Raw genomic sequence first — 18,751 nt, 5'->3', positions numbered from 1 at the left:
TCACGTCTGTTTGCCCATTTTATCCGTCAATTCAAATGGAATCCACCATTTCACCCTTTTTATCAATCAAATACACATATAATCAAGTCACTTCCTCCCTTTTATCCATCCACCATTCAGTTACCAAACGAAACAGCACAAAAAGAGGCTGATAAAGCCCCTTAAACAAGGGACCTGATACCAGCCTCTTTTTACGCTTTGAAGTTTTTCATAAAGGAGCCTACCTGTTTTACAATCGGGGATACTTGATTGACGGTATCAACAACTTGCCCCACGGTTGAAAACACCTTATCAAAATCCATTTGGCCATTTTGATCCTGAAAGGCCTGTAAAAATGGATTGGCTCCTTTTGGATAAGGCCCTCCCATCTGGTTTGGTGGCATTGAATTTTGTCCTATAGGCATTGGAGGCTTTTGAAAAGATTCATACGGAGAATTCATTCCTGGATTTGGTTTTGGATAGTTAGGTGATTGATAAGGATATTGTGGAGGGTACATTTGCTGAAAAGGATTTGGCTGCTGGTTCCAATTCCGCTGCATACAGAACACCCCCTTATTATTAACCTCACTATAATTTATGATATAGCGAATTGGGGTGTGTGATGATTTCCTTAAATGTTATGGTGACCAATAAGACGTGCCAGTGTCTCTTTTTGATAACCTAATACCCGTTCACCATTGATATAGGTTGCTGGCGTTGCATACACCTTATCGGCCTGAAGCTCTTTTAAATAGGATCGATTTTCTGATATATTTTTTTCCTGGAACGGAATATTCCATTCATTTAACAACTGCTTAATCTTCCAGCCTTGTTCGCAGTTGTCACTTGTATAAAGTAAAACTTCCTTTTGTGTCACCAGCGCTCACCTCAATTTAACTTGGCATCCATGCTGTCCTACATTTATTGATACCCATGATTTGCTTATCTTAAACTATGAAGCATTTCCCTGACAGCAGGAATTTAAACCATGACAAAATGCACGGGTGTCACTCCAGTGCATTTAATCAAAAGGCTCAGTAATGTAAGTCTTCATTCAGTGGGGGGATTACAGCTCGTTAATACATGATAAATTAAACCTGTTAAATAAATATGATATTATGCTTTTATACATGATATAAAGGAGTTGACCTACATGCTACAGGACACAGGAGAACGAGTGATCCCCGATTACATGGACTCGACAAACATGCTGTTACTTGAACATATTGCCCGTTACCAGTTTTCTTTATCTTATGCTAAGGGACGAGTCTTAGATCTATCGTGTGGCGCAGGATACGGGAGTCAGTTCATGGCGAAACGATTGAAGCAAAACGTTGATGAGGTTATTGGTATAGATATTGATGCGGATGTCATTAAATATGCAAAGGGAAGGTATCATCATCCAAAGGTGAGCTTCCAAGTGAATGATGCAAAAGATCCAGGTCTGCCGGAACAGCTGGGGCAGTTTGATACAATCACAAGCTTTGAAACATTGGAGCACATTGCTGAGGAGGAGAGCCTGCTGAACAATTACTATGAATTATTAAGGCCCGGCGGAACACTCCTTGTTTCAACCCCCTTTGGAAAAGGAAGAGGAAAGGAATGTGGTTCACCTTTCCACGTTCATCAGCTTACTCCTTCTGAATTCCACGAGCTGTTTTCGGACTATAGACAATGCTCTTTCTTCTATCAGAATGGTGTACTCATTGAACCACATCCAGGACAGGAAAACGTCCACTATCCTCTGGGTATTGCCGTGTGTAAAAAGTAAACGGACCTTATTCCGTGACGATATCTCCACAAATCATGATGACATTTTCATCCGGATCACTGATGTGAAACCAGCCAAAATCCCCATGCCTCTCCAGTTCACGCTCTACGTCTATCCCTTCCTGCTTTACCCACTCATACGTTGAATAAAGATCGTGTGAGAAAAAGTTAAACGCAGGAAGCTTAGATGGGCTGAATTCAAAGCGGGGATCAAAGCTGTGGTCATCTAAAGTCAGGTAAACCCCTTCCTTTAATGGCAGATTGTAAACCGGGGATTGAACGTTTTCCTCCTGATATGGAAGTTCCAACAGTTGGCTGTACCATCTAGCCGCCCTTTTCAGTTCTTTGACATGCACAAACACAGCATGAACAGCCGGTTTCAAGTCATTCGACATACATATCCCTTCTTTCAATCTATTTTTCATTTGGAATCACAGCCCATTTGCCTGTGCGGATAACGATAATGACAAGAGAAAAAACAAGGCTCAGCCAAGGATGATAAATCGTCAGGAAAATCACGATCATTCCGATGATTCTTACGGCAAAAAACCAGTCATTCCCCTGCCAGATCCCCATGAGTCTTCTTACTTTCGGAGCAACACACATCTCCAGATCAAGCGAGAACCATAGATAGCAGAATAAGAGATTCAGAAGAACGGCCGGCACACTCAACCCATACATAAACTCCATTCTGCCAATCAACAACATTAATAAGATGATGATCCATAAAAACCACTTGTGATAGGATTTGAACCAGTCAAGCATTGGCCACGGAAGAACGCGAGTCATAGGTTGCTGAAATTGATACATAAATAAGCTGGCCGCAATCTGATTTAAGACAAAAACCGTGACAGCCACAGCTACTCCCAGCTGCCACCTTCCCTGAAATCCAAATCCCACGATTACCAGGAACACAACTCCAAGCGTTCTAATTACGACATCCAGCTGATCCTTAAAGAGCGTTCGCCATAACCGCGGTGTAATATCAGAGAGTTGGTATGGAAACGGCTTTTTCGCCCTTTCACCCTGGAATACTTTAGTCATCAGATGATATTTTTTCGGAGGCTTGATTGAAACTTTGGTCATTTGCTGGATAATCAGCATGTTCCAGATGACCGCATCACTATAACTAATAACTTTAGACCAATCTGCGTGCTTCAAAGGCTGGTTGGTCATTAAAAAAATAGCGAGCAGAATGGAAGCAGTTACGCTCAGCCACATGACGGGAATAACGGAAACAGACGAAAACAAAACCAGCGTCCTTAACCCAATTAAAAAGATGATACCACTCAGAACTGTCCACATTTTTCTTATTCCACTTATTTGAAAAAGTTTCCATTGGATGATGAGTCCTAAAACCTGACCTGATAAAAGACCGATGAATAACAGGATGATTGTTTCTGAATGTATTGGTGTCAGAAGGTAAAGAAAAAGATGAATCAGAATGAGCAATGCCATTCCTTTTGTTAATCTTGTTATCACGTTATATCGCCAAATTTTTTCACGGGAATACGGCAAAAGACTTAATTGAAATTCAGTTGTTGTTATGTAAAAACCCGGGTCTCTAAAGGAAATGAAAAGGGAACGGAGCAGAACGGCAATAAAGATCGTAAATACCCACTCAAAGGAAAGCTGCTCAAAAACTGAAAAGAAAGCTTCATAACCTTGCAGCTGATCTCTGATAGCAATGAAAAAAATAACACCAAACACAGCTAAATAGATGGACATTGTTACATCCAAAAACCCGAGCACCTGTTTATATAAACCAAGCTTTTTTCTGAAGCGTTGTTTTCTAATCCATCTTAGCGTCGGATATAAAGCAGGTGTCCTACTCATCTGCTTCTCTCCTTGTTAAGCCGTTAAATTCCTCAATATTCCCTGCCTCAAGAATATGTCCGTCAGCAAGTAATACATATTCATCACAAAGGTCCGTCACCTTTTCCATCTGATGAGTCGTTAACAGAATCGACATTCCTTCCTGGTTCCTTCTTTTCAGCTCATCTGTCAGAAACTCCGAAGCATAAATGTCCAGTCCCATAAACGGTTCATCAATTAATAGCAAGGGAACGTCCGGAAGCAATGCACAAATGGTCTGGACCTTCTGACGCATCCCTTTTGACAGCGCTTCTGGAAATTCATTCAGCTTATCCTGAATTTCAAATGCCCTTGTATAATCGTTCACACGTTCTTGGAGTTTCTTTTCTTCAATCTGATAGCTTGCTCCATATAGCTGAAAGTGCTGAAATACAGTTAATTCCGGCATCAGGACGGGCTCCTCGGGGATATAGGAGAAAAGGGTTTTAAAATAAAGAAAATCATCATCCTGGGATGCTCCCTGAAGCAAAATCTCTCCCTCACTCTTTTCATGCCAGCCCATAATCGCCCTCATGGTCGTGGATTTCCCTGCTCCATTATGACCGATAAGCGCAACAATTTTGCGATTTGGAACGCGAAAGCTAATACCTTTTATAATCGTTTCCTTTTGAATCGTCAGCTGTAAATCCTTTACTTCCAAGACATATTCCATTTCCAGTACATCCTTTTCGAGAAATTTTACCTGCCCTTAAAGCTCGCCCACTCTTCGGAAGTAATGAGCTGCATCCCATAGTCCTCCTTTAATTGGGCAAATTCCTTATTGGTTTCTTCTTCAAATCCCGGGATGGAGCTCATACAATCTGTTAATACGTAAAGATGATGGAAATGGTTTCGGTCTTTCTTTAAATGTTCAATGATCTGTTTGACCGTCTCAATGACACAGTGGGACTTAGCCTGTCCTGCAACCACGATATTGTCATAGGATTTGATTTGTTCAACCACGTCTTCTCTTACTAAATTCTTTTCGCTGTATTCAGGCTGAAGGATGCCATACATTTCACTCAGTGGGTCTTCTCCCTTCACAACGGTTTTCAACTCATAATCCCTCAATAAGGAGTGTACATAGGCCATACGCGCGAATTGTCCTTCCAGTGCGACGCCATAGGAACCTTTTAGACAATGATAGGGCCAAATGCACAGTTTCTGCTTGCTTGTCTCTTCCAGCTTTTGCACATAAGTTCTGCTTTGCTCCGGATAAAAACGGGGCAACCATTTTCCTTCTTTGACATCCTTCCACTCTATAATGGTCAAAGGCTCCGGTTCATTTCCTTTGTCATCATGCCACCAGCAGGGATGAAAAATCTGCTGAGGCTTATGAGTATCAATCGATGCCATGACATGGGTTATGTCTTCAAAATGCCGGTACATAAAATGCAGCAGCCGCTCCATGTCCTGCTTTGCCCCTGGAACCCCCAATGCTCCTGCATCCATAAAATCATTCTGCAAATCAATGGCTAATAAGAGGGTTTTTTCCTGATCCATGCTGGACTTCCGGGCAGACTGGTTTTGTGCAAGCAGACTCCCTAATGGCTGGTTGTCAGGCTCCCCAATCCGGTTGACATCTACTATTCTTTCAAATGCTTGCAGACTCATCATTCTTCCTCCTTTTTCTGCTGATTTATCTAAGCAATTTCTTATTAAACAAACGTTTGATTAACTTTATTTTTCCTAATGGGGCCGCTGTTCCCAGGGCTCTATCTGCCCCACAATGGTCTGAGGACGGCTATGATGGATGGAGTCCTTTATCCCTTCTGAAATTTCCTCGTGAGTAAGCCACCTGGAATGTCCTGAAGATTGTTTGAAGCCCAGAAAAATTTCAGAATATGTACAGCCGTCAGGAAGTTCAGGTGTTTCTTCTTCAACAAAATAACTAGTACTCGATTTGACATGGAACAATTCAAACCCTTTTTCTCTATGATATTGTTCTTGTAGTTTTAATAACGTGGGGATCACGTCAGGTGCAGAAGAGTGCACCCAGGCGACCACTCTGTCAAAAGCTCCATGATTTTCTATGGCTTCTGTTAAAGCCTGCCTCAGTTCATCTGTCTTATGGTAATCAACCAGAATGCTTGAGATATTCTCCGGCGATTCCACCTTTTCCATTAATTGATGATACCGCTCTTTTCTTCGGCCGATAACAGAAACAAAATAGCCCTTATTGTTCAGCCACACTGTTACCTCTGAGAGCATGCCTGTTCCACCTATCACAAGCGCATGTCCCTGTGACATATGAACCCTCCCTTTTCATCGTCCTATTATTCTAATTAGCTATACAGCAGCAAAATCCTCTTTTCCCCTCCAGGCAGGATCATTGAATTTATTTTCTATAAGGGGAAAAATAAGGATAAAGGGAAACTTTTCAAAGGATGGGATATATGTCAATAAAATTAAGTGTATTGGACCAATCACCACTATTACCTGGTGCAACCGCCCGGGATGCCCTCAAGCAGACAACCGAGCTTGCCCAATGGACAGACAAACTTGGTTATCACCGTTTTTGGGTATCGGAGCATCACAGTACAAAAATGCTCGCCGGTTCAGCACCTGAAATTCTTATCACTCATTTAGCGGCTCATACAAAACATATTCGTGTGGGTACAGGAGGCGTACTCCTCCCCCATTACAGCGCTTATAAGGTTGCAGAGGTTTTTCGTGTTCTGGAATCGTTATACCCTGGACGAATTGACCTGGGGGTGGGCAGAGCTCCGGGAGGGATGCCTGGCGTGAATTATGCTTTAAATAAAGGAAAATATCCGAATGTCAAAGAATATCCTCAGCAGGTGCAGGAATTAATGAATTATATACGGGGAGGAAAACACCCGACCTATCAAGTATCTGCTACACCGCTTGGGGATACAGCCCCGCCCATTTGGATGCTGGGCTCCAGTACCAACAGTGCATCCCTTGCTGCACAGTCAGGAACATCCTACACCTTTGCACAGTTTATTAATGGGGACGGTGGCATCGATGCCATGAAGGATTATTATGAACACTTTCAGCCATCTGCCCAGCAGAAGGAGCCACAGGGAAGTGTAGCGATTTTTGTCGTCTGTGCCAAAACAGAGGAGGAAGCTGAATACCTTGCCAGCACCCTTGATCTTCAGCTGTTACGCGTGGAAAATGGGGATTTCCGTCATGAATATCCTGAACCGGGGGAAGCTATGGATTATCCCTATACCCCCTTCGAACTTGAGCGGGTCCGTTATAATCGCCAGCGTATGATTGTCGGGAATCCCAAGCAGGTGAAGGAACAGCTTGAACAGCTGGCTCAGTCCTATGGAGTTGAAGAAATCATTGTTAATACCATTGCCACTTCTGCTGAAAAACGCTTCGAATCCTACAAACTGATTATGGATGCTTTTCAGGAGGAAGTTTAAGGATACAAATTTTGAAGTTCGTTCCCACAGCTTATCTCCCAATTTTATTTGGGAGATTTTTTTGTGTATGGATTAACAGAATTTTATAATTAATCAAACGTTACCGATGAAATTTGTGCTAAAATACTACATAATTCCATAAAGTGAAACTTCTATCAGTGGGGGTTTTCTCCATCCCCCACTGATGGTTAGTTGAACTTATCAGGAATTTACTGGCCGTTTATCCCCCACTTCGTCTTGTTGGGGTACCCTCAAGACTTGAAGTAGGGGTATTACGGCCAGTTAATACGTGATAAATTCTGGAGGAACTCACAATGAAGTATAAAGCCTTTCCGCTTAAGTCCATCAATGTTGGAAGAATCGAAACCCTGCATTATGGTGAAAAAACCTTGAAGACAGCGATGCGCAAACGTCCCATCACAGAACCCGCTTATGTCAGTAAGACGGGCTTTCTTGAAGATCAGCAGGAATTTAAAGGACATGGAGGTACAGAAAAAGCCTTGTGCCTGTATCCATCTGAGCATTATACATACTGGCAGGAAATTTTAGAGGGTGTTGAAAACCATACCGCCTTATTCGGGGAAAATCTCAGTTCAACAGGAATAACCGAGGACAACACCCATATAGGGGATATCTTTCAATTGGGAGAAGCCGTCATTCAAGTGACAGAGCCACGTACCCCTTGCCATAAAATTGCCACCCGCTATAACGTTCCGGATTTAGCGAGGCTAATGAGGGATCAGGGTAATACAGGATTTTTACTCCGGGTTCTTGAGGAAGGCTACGTAAATCCTGGTGATGCCTTATATCTAAAAGAACGAGACGCAACTCAAGTTTCTGTTTCCTTTGTGAACCATGTAAAATTTTTTGACCCCAAAAACCAGGAAAAAATAGAAGAAATTTTAGCTGTAGATGGGCTATCCAAAACTTTACGCAAGTCACTGGAAAAACGGATAGCCAACAAATTCGTTTAAATTCTTCTTTTAATGATGGACTAAGTCACCTTCCATTACAGCGGATGGAGCACACATTGATACAAGAACAAATAGAAGGAGGAGCAACATGAGCAAAACGAATTATTCAGAGGTATGGGATTTAGAATCGATCTTTCCAGGTGGAAGTCAATCACCGGAATTCCACCATCATTTAGAACAATTAAGCAGCATGACCGATAACTTTTCCAAAGAGCTGCAAGCATTTGAAACGCCCAGTAAAAGTGATGATGTAAATACAGTAGCTGATTTCATTGACCAGGGAAAAGATATCCTGATGAATCTGGAACAAGCCGGAGCTTTTGTAAGCTGTTTAGAGGCCCAGGACATCCATGATAAACAAGCCAATGTCCTTAGAAGTCGAATGACCGATTTAAGTGCCCAGTTCTCCACAGCTTTCAACATCCTGCAGCAAAAATTAGCATTAACTGACGATGCGGTCTGGGTTGATTTGTTGCAGCATCCGAAGCTATCAGAACTAACCTTTGTATTAAATGAGTGGCGTAAAAATGCAAAAGACAAGCTTTCAGAAACAGAAGAGGCTCTCATTGAATCCTTATCTGTTGATGGCTATCATGGCTGGGGACAAATGTATGATACGATTGTCGGATCTATGACGATACCGGTTACTTTGGATGGGAAGAAACAGGAGGTATCGGTTGGACAGGCAGACAACCTCTCTGCACACGGTGACCCTGAGGTTCGAAAAGAGGTGTTTGACCGTCTGGAAGAAGCCTGGAGTGAAAAAGAAGAGCTTTTTGCCAAAACGTTAAACCATATGGCCGGTTTCAGACTTAATGTCTATGAAAGGCGGGGTTGGGATGATGTACTAAAGGAACCCCTGGAATACAATCGTATGAAAAAATCAACGCTTAATGCGATGTGGAATGCGATTGCGAAACATAAAAAGCCATTTGCAGATTATCTGAATCGAAAGGCAGAACTCTTAGGGAAAGACAAGCTGGACTGGCAAGATTTGAATGCACCTCTATCCAGCGCAGATCAGACCTTATCCTTTCAAGAAGGGGCGAAATTTATTATAAAGCATTTCCGCACGTTTGGTCCGAACATGGCTCAGTTTGCCGAAAAGGCATTGGATGATTCATGGATTGAAGCAGAAGATCGCCCTGGCAAACGTCCAGGTGGCTTTTGTACCTCCTTTCCATTAAGTGATCAATCAAGAATTTTCATGACCTATAACGGTTCCATGTCCAATGTAGCCACATTAGCTCACGAATTAGGGCATGCGTTTCACACTTACACATTACAAAATACGCATCCTTTAAACCGGGATTATGCCATGAATGTGGCCGAGACCGCATCAACCTTTGCCGAGTCGATTGTTTCAGATGCAGCCGTTCAAGAGGCGGAAACCGATGAACAGAAAAAATCACTTCTGGAAGCTAAGCTACAGAGGAGTGTGGCAATGTTTATGAACATTCACGCCCGCTTCCTGTTTGAAACACGGTTTTATGAGGAACGAAAACAGGGTATTGTTCCGGCTCAACGTCTGAATGAGTTAATGGAGGAAGCACAGCGGGAAGCTTATGCAGATACCCTTGGAGAAGCTCATCCGCATTTTTGGGCCTCCAAGCTCCATTTCTATATTACAGATGTTCCATTTTATAACTTTCCATACACCTTTGGCTACCTGTTTTCTTTAAGCATTTATGCCAAGGCACGTGAAGAAGGGGCAAGCTACGAAGAAAAATATATGGCTCTGCTTCGTGATACAGCCATTATGCCTGTTGAAGATTTAGTCATGAAGCATTTAGGTGAGGATATCACAAAAGAAGCCTTCTGGGAGAAAGGGATTAAGCTTTGTATGGAAGATGTGGAAGCCTTTTTGAAGCTGACTCACTAAAATACGAGGGGGATGATTTAATGTTTACATTTACCATTGATAAAAATCTAGAATTAAAACTGTTGGAACATAAGGACTCTAAAGAATTATTTGAACTTGTCCACCATAACCGGTCCTATTTGCGCCAATGGCTCCCTTGGGTGGACAAAATGAATTCCCCTGACGATTACAAACCTGTCATTGACATGTGGCTTAAGCAATTTGCCGATAATGACGGCTTCCAGGCTGGTATTTTATATAACAAAGAACTCGCCGGTATGATTGGCTACCATGGTATTGATTGGGGTAATAAACAGACTTCTCTTGGGTACTGGATTGCAGAAGATTACCAGGGAAAGGGTATAATTACACGCGCAGCAAAAGGATTACTTGACTATAGTTTTAAAGAATATAAGCTAAATCGTGTCGAAATACGCTGTGGAGTGAATAACAAAAAGAGCCGAGCTATTCCTGAACGTCTACATTTTACTCAGGAAGGCATTCAGCGAGATGGCGAAAACCTTTACGGTCAGTTTCATGATATTGTCCTCTATTCAATGCTGGCTCGCGATTGGAAGTGACTTCATAATAAGCCTAAATGGTATGACTCCCCATTTAGGCTTTTTATGATGTTTAGAATCTTTTTTCATAATAATAAAACGGTGCTTCCTTCCCCTCATTGATTCTCTCTTCAACAAAATGATAACCAGCCTTTTCAAACAGCCTTACTGCACCCTTATTTTTGGAGTAGGTATCTGTACGAATCGTATGTATTCCCTGTGCCAGAGCCAACTCCTGGGCCTTTTCATAAAACGAAAGCCCAATCCCGCTTTTTCGTTCTAATGGATCAACAGCCAGGCGTTTGATACAAAGATAGGGTTCATCATAGGACCAGGCAATCTCATGATACTCATGATGCCCATGGTCACTAATACAGGCAGCCCCTTTTACACCTTCCTCATCCTCATATACATATAGTTGATTTGCCTTTATGTCACCTTCATAGTGCTCAGCAAGCGGGTACTCCTCCCCCCACTGATCATTTCCCTCTTCCTGCATGATCTCTATAGATGCTTTTACCAGATTCATAATCACTGGTATATCTGAGTATAAGGCTTCCCGAATCATGTTTATCCTCCCTGATGCCAGATTAAAAAGATTTTTTCAACATTATATAGCATTTCAAACCAAATGTCTTTCATTTCTTCCTTTCATTGACTCGCAAATAACCGTTGAATATAATACAATCAAGATTACAGACTTTTTTAACAATGACATTTACAATCGTTACTATACGATACGAGTGAAAGATCATTTTACAATGCTATCCACACTACAGAGCTTCAAGGAGGTGAATCATCATGGCTGAATATGGTCAAAAAGACATTTATCGTATTGAAGGATTAACCTGAGCAAATTGTGCCGGAAAGTTCGAGGAGAACGTGAAGCACCTGGATGGTGTGAAAGATGCAAAAGTAAATTTTGGCGCGGCGAAAGTTACTGTCTTTGGTGAGACAACCATAGAAGAACTGGAAAAAGCAGGAGCATTTGAAAATTTAAAAATAAAGTCTGATAAAAGCAGACAAAATGAAAAACCGGAATCATTCTGGCAAAAATACAGCCTGTTAATGATCTCAACTCTATTAATCTTTGTCGGATATCTGTCCAAGGAAGAGGTTGGTGACCACCACCTTTATACACTGCTCGCTTTTCTCGGTGCCATTTTCATTAGCGGCTACCCTCTTCTTAAGAACGGATATAAAAATTTATTCCGTCTTGATTTTGATATGAATACCCTTATGGCTATCGCCGTGACGGGTGCAGTGATTATAGGCGAGTGGGGAGAAGGGGCCATTGTCGTTATCCTGTTTGCCATCAGTGAGAAGCTTGAAACTTTTTCTATGGATAAAGCACGGGATTCGATTCAATCCCTTATGAATTTAACCCCTAATCACGCCACTGTCCGCCGTAATGGCGAGGAGACAGAGCTGGCAGTAGAGGATATCCGGGTTCACGACACATTATTGGTAAAGCCCGGACAGAAAATTGCTATGGATGGAATCGTTACAGAGGGAAGCTCAGCTGTAAACCAGGCGGCCATCACTGGTGAATCTGTCCCTGTGGCTAAGCAGCCAGGGGATGAAGTGTTCGCGGGAACTTTAAACGAAGAAGGCTTCCTGGAAGTTGAGGTAACGAAAACCTCTGAAGATACTACCCTCGCTAAAATCATTCATCTTGTTGAGGAGGCCCAGTCCGAAAAAGCACCTGCACAAGCATTTATTGATAAGTTTGCCAAGTATTATACACCAGCAATCATGGCTATCGCTCTTCTGGTGGCTGTCATTCCGCCACTATTTGGGGCTTCTTGGAGCGACTGGATTTATCAGGGGCTTGCCGTATTAGTGGTTGGATGTCCTTGTGCACTGGTCGTTTCTACACCTGTTGCCATCGTAACTGCTATCGGGACAGCTGCACGAAATGGTGTATTGATTAAAGGTGGAATTTATCTTGAGGGAATCGGTGCATTAAATGCCATCGCTTTTGATAAAACCGGGACGCTGACGAATGGAACACCAAAAGTTACTGATGTACAATGGCTGAAGGATGAAGATCATCGGAAGCATTTAGCCATCATTCAAAGCCTGGAATCTCATTCCCAGCATCCATTAGGGCAGGCTCTTGTTGCCTATACAGAAAACATGGGAGTATCAGAGGGTATTCACATAGCCGATTTCACTTCTATAACAGGAAAAGGGATTAAAGGACAGCTTGAAAATAAAACCTACTGGATGGGAAATGCTGAATTAGCCCTTGATATAATTCAGCGTGGTACAGCTGATTCTGTAAACCAGCAAATCGCAAGTCTTCAGGAAGATGGGAAAACCGTAATGCTCTATGGTGATGAATCCGATATTATAGGGATCTTTGCAGTAAGAGATGAACCAAGAGCAGAAAGCCAAAGTATCCTGAAGCAGATTCATAATCTGGATATGTCCAATACGTTTATGCTTACAGGTGACCATGAACAAACGGCTAACGCTATAGCAAAGGAAATTGGGGTCAAACATACAAAGGCTCAGCTGCTGCCCCAGGAAAAATTGAATTTTATTAAAGAATATCAAAAGAAATATGGAAAAGTCGGCATGGTTGGCGATGGGATTAATGATGCCCCAGCCCTTGCAACAGCTGATGTGGGCATTGCAATGGGGGGAGCAGGCACTGACACCGCTCTCGAAACAGCTGATCTTGCCTTAATGGGAGATGACCTGTCCAAGCTCCCATTCACTATTCGTCTAAGCAAAAGAGCTCTATCCATCATAAAGCAAAATATCAGCTTTGCTATTGGGATCAAACTTGTAGCATTACTGCTGGTGATTCCGGGATGGTTAACCCTATGGATTGCTATATTCGCTGACATGGGAGCCACGTTGCTGGTAACCCTGAACGCATTAAGGCTTTTGCGGGTCAAGAATCAATAGTAGAAGGATTCTAAAGCCCTAACTCTATTTCGAAAAACCAAAACGCTCAGAAAGGTGCCGATCCCCGTAAGTTAGATTTATTACTCTAACTTTTGGCGGGTGGTACCAATTGCTGAGCGCTTTTTATATTCTTCAACTAATGCAACCATATCTTGGATGTTGGTTATCTTCATAAAACCATCTCTAAGTGGGGTTGTCTTATTGAGCAATCGTATCCGTCACTTGAAGAAGGGGTAAATGTTAATAATTATTTATTATTTTCTTTTCTACAAAGTTTTCTTCGTTTATCTCCTGTTTCTCACTAACTAATAAAGATTGAAATGCACTAAATAATTCTTGTATTTCTTTCTCTTTGTTAATTAAGTCAATACTTTTTTGGTACTCTTTCTCATCCTTATATTTTGAAATCTGTACTAGACTTAGTGATATTGATATGATTCAACGTCTTTTCTTTTAGCCTTTACATATCAATAGCATCTACATTACTATGTAACAATATCGGAGGTAAAATCTTAAAACATTCTGCATATCGACATTCTCCGTCGGCTTGATTTGCTATTTGCATTGCTTTGTTTGCAAAGTAGTTTGTCACAAATGTAAGGTATTCACCTGTAAACTGACTCTTATGTGCTTGAATTGCTTTTATCTTTTGCTCCCAAAACCTATCCACATTAATAAATGTATTGGGGTTATTAGTAGTATAATAGGCTATCGCTTGAACACTGTGCGGCTTTATCCCCTCTTGTAGTTGCTCGGGATAAAATCGAAAATTCCCACTTGTACGAGCTGCAAAAGATGCAACTTTTCCTGTAATAATGTGATCCATATGTGTTTCATAGGAGAGCCATGGGTCTACAGTGAAAATAATGTCAGGCCGCACTTTCCGAATTACACCGACTAATTTTGCTCGTAATTCTTCGTTATCATACAAATGGCCATCGGGAAAGTCTAACCAATGATACTTATTTACACCTAGAAGTGCACCTGCTTCTTTCTGTTCTTTTCTTCTATTATCAATGACTTCTCTTGTTGATAAATTGGCATCATTACTCCCTGAACCCCCGTCAGTTACTGTGAGATAATGTACATCTACCCCTGAGGATACAAGTTTCGCAATTGTCGCCCCAGCACCAATTTCATTGTCATCAGGATGAGGTTGGATAAATAATGCCCGTTTCATATTAAAAGGATCAGGTATTTCAAAGGGGATCATCCGTGTCACCTCAATTTACTAAGTATTATGCTTTATTAGAATATATTTCTATATAGTTATAGTGAAAAAGTACTTATGTTTGTTTCATAAAAGCTCCCATTAGTATTCACGAGGGAAATTGAATCTGATTGAGGGAGTTCGATAAGGGAAATATTCCATAGGTTCTGTACAATGGACGTAACCATTCTTTTTATAATAATTAATAGAGTCATCACTTGGCCAAACAATAACAAATTCACAATTGTTTTCTTTAACCCACATATTTATTGCTTTAATTATTTTACTTCCAAGCCCCATATTTCGAAATTCTGGCACTGTATAAACATTCGTCATATAAGCAAATGGATATGTTACTCTACCAGGGCGTGGTACTTTTTGTATCAATTCTATGTATATATGTGATATAACTTTTCCTTTTTCCTCAGCAACCCAAATGAACCAATGATCATTATTGATTGCGTCCTCTAAAAATGATTGACATTCCCTTTCAAAATCTTCAAAAGATGAGTTCCTTTTACTTTCATCATACTCGATAGTGAAGTCCCATCTCATTTTTATTAATTGCTTAATGTCGTTTATTTCAGCAAATCTTATATTCACCTTTACTATCACTCCTGTCATTATCTCTCTTTTGTTAAACTGTCCATTTCAGTTATCGTGAATCCTTCAGCTTCCAGCTGGTATTTTGCTTGCTGAAAAACCATTTCCAAACGTTCAGGATCTGTTATCGGTTCACCTCTTACCATTCGCTTATTCACCCTTTCTGTGTTCAGGATTTAATAAGTCTGCAAAAATAAAACTTACCTTTGCTTCTATATAGGAATAAAATATCATTTAACTTTAAAAAAGAGGTTTTTGGATAATTGTGGTAGAAATTTATTATTACTATAAGAAGGATTGGCATAACAGTAAACTGATGAATTACTTTATGTTAAAATTACACTAGAAAGATTGGGTGGTTAATTGGTGGATATGTTAAACTAACTTAAAAAGGTTAATTTATAGGAATGTTTCTTTCAACAAACGCACCATTTTTTGAATAAAATTATTATTGTACAGGATAATAACTAACGGGTTCAGTTTAAAGTCGGAGACATTGCAAAGTAACATTTCAGAATTTTTTGAAGATGTTACTACTTTTATGGTAAAATTCGTATAATGACACAGACAATTGATGTTGATTTGATGTAAAGGTTATTTTTTCTTTCTCTAATTTTGAGTAAATCATTTTTTTCTTTTTAGGGCGTGGTATGTTGAGGAAAACAAAGAGATATGTAAAAAGTCTTATTTTTGTAATGTTAGGATTATTAATAGGAGAAGTATTGTTCGGTATCATTACAAAGGGAGCAATTGATTGGGATAGTATCGGTAGTGTACTTTTTCTTCCTTTCTTGATATTATTCGTTATCTTTATTCTAAGTTTGTATAAAGAAGATAAATAAACTTAAATTTTATTCGTGCGATTGTTTATGTGTTAAAGGGCTTTCTTCAATTTCAATGTCTACGTGGACGCGACCTCAGAGCTTTTTTACAATATCCTCTAATTTCCTGATACTCATATCAACTTCGTCATTCTCTAGTCGGGAGAGATAAGATTGTTTCATTCCGATATGATTGACAAATTTCTGTTGCGTCATGTTGAGGGGTTTACTATTGGATTATCTCCGAGATATATTACTAATTTCCCTGTATCTCTGTGTTTATTTTTAAAGCCACGAACAGTAAATGAAAATTTACTCCAGCTTTCTTTTGTTTCAGAAAATCATCTAATCCAATACTAACATAATATTCCAAAATTTTTTCAGGCAAAATTAAAAAGCGATCAATTTACTGACCGCCTTATTGCACTAATGCACCCGTTTGTTTAAGTACACCCGTTCACAAACAGTAATTTGATATTCTACTTTGCTGTTTTGTCACGATATACAATCATAGTAATTATATTTAATAGAAGTGTAACGATAAGAAGAACTGAACTTACAATCACCACAGCCTCTTCCATAAGAGCAGACCAATCCTCAATCTTAACCAGATAATGACCATAGACTATCTGGAAATATAACGATATCGCACAAGCACTGATACTCATAATGGAAAGAGCGCTCCAATTCTTATGGTTATGGTTTTTATATCGCAAAAGATTAACAACAGGAAGTATCCAAGCAATAAGACCAAGAACGAGACTACCAACATTAAGCCAAGTCCAATCAATCATAATTTACCACCCTTTGCGTTTTTGTTCATAACTCAGTAAATATCTTTCTGTTACTAAACTGCCCTTTACCCAAAGAAAAAGCGAATCCCCTTGTTCAACATTCGCACCCCGTTAGCTTCACAAGCATTTATAATTTTATTTCCTGACTTTTTGATTGGATAACATAACCATGTCCATCTCCAAACGACGAGTTATAATGTCCAATGTTAAATTTCTCTTTGTCTATTAAATCACTGAAAGTTATAGGTATATATATTTCGAAAATATCTCTTTTTTCCACGAAACTTTTTCAAATAAATCCTCCTTTTTTACCTGATTGCTTGTTTTACATTCCTGCTCATTACTTCAACAAGTTCAGGTGATCCTTATGAAACATTCGCCACCCTGTACTTAAAGAACAAACTATAATTAATTCGCTTTACTGTATTTTAATAGATAAAGTCCACTAACCTTAAAGGTCCACTTTTCTCCTTTTAATAGTTCTTCCTTATCTGTGTCAAAATGCAAAGATTGTTTATATGGTGCATCACCGTCTCCACCACCGTGACCAAAGTTTCCACTTTCACCTTCTTCATTGAACACTTCAAATTCTAATTCTCTTGAATACGAATTATCATTATTTAAACGGAAAAGACTAAGCATCGTCCCTTCCTGTTGTAATTCACTATCTAATCCCACTTGAATTACATAATTACTCTTTTGACTTTGCCTTTCTTGTGCTTGGACCAGGTGTATTTCAGTATCATAGATCTTTTTAAGCAACATAGGTTCTTCAACACCGCTAAGTATCTCTTCTGTAGTTAAAGTAAACTCAATGCCTTCCTCATAAGGTCCTGTGTCCGCACTATAATCATCTAAATTATGTCGAATATAAATAATATCCTTTTCAGTGCCTGCACTACAAGCACTTATTATAAATGTTAATAAAATCAAAGGTACATATTTAAAAATAATTTTTAACTTTTGATTCAAAATTACACCTCCTAACCCAAAACTAACATAGAAATTTGATAGTCTTGATCAACTCTTCTGCTTCGTTATCATAAGATCCTCTTAACATAATTTTAACATAAAATCCCAATAACCCTTTCAAAAAATAAGAGACCACCATTTGATGATCTCTTATGTCGTTCTAACACCTATTAGCTTAATATTCTAACTTACCTCTTCTACTTCAAATTTTAATCTATCTAAATCCCAGGCATGTTCATCATAATCTTTGATAACCTTTACCTTTACTTTTTGCCCTTCCTCATAATCTTCTGGATTGGAAACTCGGATGGTTTGTGTCATTGGCTTCTTTATAAAACCATATGACTCTTTAGAAGTATCTTCTTCCTCACTAACTGTTGTCCATGCTTCGATGTCAATTTCCATATCTCCATTCGTTTCGTTAATTTCCGTTATGTTCCCTTGAATAAAAGTTCCTTCTTCAACCTGGGAACAACCTATCAACATAATAGTTATAGTTGCAACAATGAAAAATATTCTGCTTTTCGGCATTTGGTAATCCCCCTTGTACTTATTCAATAATCCCCTGGCTTCTTTAAAGCTATCATTCTTTTTTTACAATCGCACCCGTTTGTTGAATATCATTGTATTAGCACTTTATCTGTAATTTTTTCATCTCCATTTGTCCAAACTCGATATCTTTCATCATCTATTACCACTACTAATGAATATTCCCTAATCCATTCCCCCCAGTGTTGATTCGACTTTAATAGCTTCTGGGTTATGCGCTAATACATTTTCTATTACATTATTAAGATTAGCTTTCATGCCAACATATAATGCAACACATACTATGAAAATGCTAAGAAACAAAATTGCGATAACTTTTTTCAAAAAATCACCTTTCTTATAAACTCTTTAACCCCATAGGATCTGCACAATGATAATTACTTACTCAACAGCCACCACTTGTTAGCACAAATACTCGTTAGTAATCCTTTTTATTTCTATTATCTATTTTTCTAATAATAACAATTGCTTCAAGTAATACAATAAC

The 18,751-nt window shown here is 39.7% G+C and carries 21 protein-coding genes; 6 read left to right on the top strand and 15 right to left on the bottom strand.

The window, feature by feature from the left end; translation table 11 throughout:
* Positions 1 to 191 precede the first annotated feature (191 nt).
* Both ACZ5OK_RS01300 and ACZ5OK_RS01295 read right to left on the bottom strand, forming a co-directional pair.
* Entirely contained in the window at positions 192 to 539 is a 348-nt protein-coding gene (locus ACZ5OK_RS01300; protein ID WP_343843136.1) for a YppG family protein, read from the bottom strand.
* Between the two features lie 71 nt (positions 540 to 610).
* On the bottom strand, positions 611 to 856 hold the full coding sequence (locus ACZ5OK_RS01295) for a glutaredoxin family protein (protein WP_343843135.1): 246 nt from the start codon (positions 854 to 856) through the stop codon (positions 611 to 613).
* A gap of 276 nt (positions 857 to 1,132) precedes the next feature.
* On the opposite strand from ACZ5OK_RS01295, the gene ACZ5OK_RS01290 reads away from it, so the two are divergent.
* Complete coding sequence (locus ACZ5OK_RS01290; protein WP_343843134.1) at positions 1,133 to 1,750, top strand: class I SAM-dependent methyltransferase; 618 nt, start codon at positions 1,133 to 1,135, stop codon at positions 1,748 to 1,750.
* Positions 1,751 to 1,757: 7 nt separating this feature from the next.
* On the opposite strand, the gene ACZ5OK_RS01285 is transcribed toward ACZ5OK_RS01290, so the two are convergent.
* From ACZ5OK_RS01285 to ACZ5OK_RS01265, 5 genes are all read right to left on the bottom strand, one after another.
* A complete protein-coding gene (locus ACZ5OK_RS01285) occupies positions 1,758 to 2,174 on the bottom strand; it encodes a VOC family protein (protein WP_343843133.1) in 417 nt (138 codons plus the stop codon).
* Complete coding sequence (locus ACZ5OK_RS01280) at positions 2,164 to 3,585, bottom strand: hypothetical protein (protein ID WP_343843132.1); 1,422 nt, start codon at positions 3,583 to 3,585, stop codon at positions 2,164 to 2,166. Before ACZ5OK_RS01280 ends, ACZ5OK_RS01285 begins: the two co-directional genes overlap by 11 nt.
* The gene (locus ACZ5OK_RS01275; protein ID WP_343843131.1) at positions 3,578 to 4,276 is read right to left on the bottom strand and encodes an ABC transporter ATP-binding protein; all 699 of its coding nucleotides are present in this window, start codon (positions 4,274 to 4,276) and stop codon (positions 3,578 to 3,580) included. The genes ACZ5OK_RS01280 and ACZ5OK_RS01275 overlap by 8 nt, the downstream gene beginning before the upstream one ends.
* A 26-nt stretch (positions 4,277 to 4,302) precedes the next feature.
* Complete coding sequence (locus tag ACZ5OK_RS01270; protein WP_464758271.1) at positions 4,303 to 5,220, bottom strand: cysteine hydrolase family protein; 918 nt, start codon at positions 5,218 to 5,220, stop codon at positions 4,303 to 4,305.
* A gap of 72 nt (positions 5,221 to 5,292) precedes the next feature.
* Positions 5,293 to 5,853: a Rossmann-fold NAD(P)-binding domain-containing protein gene (locus ACZ5OK_RS01265; protein ID WP_343843127.1), complete on the bottom strand. Its 561-nt coding sequence runs from the start codon at positions 5,851 to 5,853 to the stop codon at positions 5,293 to 5,295.
* A 146-nt stretch (positions 5,854 to 5,999) separates the two neighbouring features.
* Here ACZ5OK_RS01265 and ACZ5OK_RS01260 point away from each other — a divergent pair, with 146 nt between their 5' ends.
* From ACZ5OK_RS01260 to ACZ5OK_RS01245, 4 genes are all read left to right on the top strand, one after another.
* Entirely contained in the window at positions 6,000 to 7,001 is a 1,002-nt protein-coding gene (locus ACZ5OK_RS01260; RefSeq protein ID WP_343843125.1) for an LLM class flavin-dependent oxidoreductase, read from the top strand.
* A gap of 314 nt (positions 7,002 to 7,315) precedes the next feature.
* Positions 7,316 to 7,975, top strand: coding sequence for an MOSC domain-containing protein (locus ACZ5OK_RS01255; RefSeq protein ID WP_343843123.1), 660 nt, complete (start codon positions 7,316 to 7,318; stop codon positions 7,973 to 7,975).
* A gap of 88 nt (positions 7,976 to 8,063) precedes the next feature.
* Entirely contained in the window at positions 8,064 to 9,857 is a 1,794-nt protein-coding gene (locus ACZ5OK_RS01250) for a M3 family oligoendopeptidase (RefSeq protein WP_343843121.1), read from the top strand.
* A gap of 20 nt (positions 9,858 to 9,877) precedes the next feature.
* Positions 9,878 to 10,417, top strand: coding sequence for a GNAT family N-acetyltransferase (locus tag ACZ5OK_RS01245; RefSeq protein WP_343843119.1), 540 nt, complete (start codon positions 9,878 to 9,880; stop codon positions 10,415 to 10,417).
* Positions 10,418 to 10,469: 52 nt separating this feature from the next.
* On the opposite strand, the gene ACZ5OK_RS01240 is transcribed toward ACZ5OK_RS01245, so the two are convergent.
* Positions 10,470 to 10,964 carry a GNAT family N-acetyltransferase gene (locus ACZ5OK_RS01240; protein WP_343843118.1) on the bottom strand — a complete coding sequence of 165 codons (495 nt, stop codon included), beginning with the start codon at positions 10,962 to 10,964 and terminating at the stop codon, positions 10,470 to 10,472.
* 233 nt (positions 10,965 to 11,197) lie between these two features.
* Here ACZ5OK_RS01240 and ACZ5OK_RS01235 point away from each other — a divergent pair, with 233 nt between their 5' ends.
* A complete protein-coding gene (locus tag ACZ5OK_RS01235) occupies positions 11,198 to 13,315 on the top strand; it encodes a heavy metal translocating P-type ATPase (protein ID WP_343843117.1) in 2,118 nt (705 codons plus the stop codon).
* A gap of 460 nt (positions 13,316 to 13,775) precedes the next feature.
* On the opposite strand, the gene ACZ5OK_RS01230 is transcribed toward ACZ5OK_RS01235, so the two are convergent.
* The 7 genes from ACZ5OK_RS01230 to ACZ5OK_RS01200 form a co-directional block, all read right to left on the bottom strand.
* Positions 13,776 to 14,528, bottom strand: coding sequence for a PIG-L deacetylase family protein (locus ACZ5OK_RS01230; RefSeq protein WP_464758755.1), 753 nt, complete (start codon positions 14,526 to 14,528; stop codon positions 13,776 to 13,778).
* A gap of 99 nt (positions 14,529 to 14,627) precedes the next feature.
* Complete coding sequence (locus ACZ5OK_RS01225) at positions 14,628 to 15,128, bottom strand: GNAT family N-acetyltransferase (protein WP_343843115.1); 501 nt, start codon at positions 15,126 to 15,128, stop codon at positions 14,628 to 14,630.
* Between the two features lie 20 nt (positions 15,129 to 15,148).
* Positions 15,149 to 15,274, bottom strand: a complete 126-nt coding sequence (locus tag ACZ5OK_RS01220; RefSeq protein ID WP_343843114.1) for a hypothetical protein — start codon at positions 15,272 to 15,274, stop codon at positions 15,149 to 15,151.
* Positions 15,275 to 16,045: 771 nt separating this feature from the next.
* The gene (locus ACZ5OK_RS01215) at positions 16,046 to 16,165 is read right to left on the bottom strand and encodes a helix-turn-helix domain-containing protein (RefSeq protein ID WP_343843113.1); all 120 of its coding nucleotides are present in this window, start codon (positions 16,163 to 16,165) and stop codon (positions 16,046 to 16,048) included.
* Positions 16,166 to 16,428: 263 nt separating this feature from the next.
* Complete coding sequence (locus ACZ5OK_RS01210) at positions 16,429 to 16,743, bottom strand: hypothetical protein (protein WP_343843112.1); 315 nt, start codon at positions 16,741 to 16,743, stop codon at positions 16,429 to 16,431.
* 408 nt (positions 16,744 to 17,151) lie between these two features.
* Positions 17,152 to 17,715 carry a hypothetical protein gene (locus tag ACZ5OK_RS01205; RefSeq protein ID WP_343843111.1) on the bottom strand — a complete coding sequence of 188 codons (564 nt, stop codon included), beginning with the start codon at positions 17,713 to 17,715 and terminating at the stop codon, positions 17,152 to 17,154.
* 183 nt (positions 17,716 to 17,898) lie between these two features.
* Complete coding sequence (locus ACZ5OK_RS01200) at positions 17,899 to 18,246, bottom strand: hypothetical protein (RefSeq protein WP_343843110.1); 348 nt, start codon at positions 18,244 to 18,246, stop codon at positions 17,899 to 17,901.
* Positions 18,247 to 18,751: the final 505 nt, after the last annotated feature.

It is taken from the genome of Salinibacillus aidingensis, assembly GCF_055393355.1.
This window is presented reverse-complemented; position numbering and strand designations above follow the sequence as displayed.